Consider the following 274-nt stretch of genomic DNA (forward strand, 5'->3'; position numbering starts at 1 on the left):
CCAGACGCCCGCCCCCGCGGCCCCGGCGCCGGTCGGCGGCCCCGACCCCCGCACGCTCTGGCCGAACATCCTGGAGGCGGTGAAGAACAAGCGCCGCTTCACCTGGATCCTGCTCAGCCAGAACGCGCAGGTGACGGGCTTCGACGGCACCACGCTCCAGCTCGGCTTCATGAGCGCGGGCGCCCGCGACAACTTCGCGAGCAGCGGCAGCGAGGACGTCCTCAAGGCGGCCCTGACCGAGCAGTTCGGCGTGCAGTGGAAGATCGACGCCGTG

Annotated in this window: 1 pseudogene; it reads left to right on the plus strand. The window is 71.9% G+C overall.

The window, feature by feature from the left end:
• Nucleotides 1–274: pseudogene (locus G3I40_RS08630) on the plus strand (DNA polymerase III subunit gamma and tau); the annotation flags it as partial.

Origin of the sequence: Streptomyces sp. SID14478, assembly GCF_010548525.1 — a bacterium.
In the GTDB taxonomy this organism is placed as follows: Bacteria; Actinomycetota; Actinomycetes; order Streptomycetales; family Streptomycetaceae; genus Streptomyces.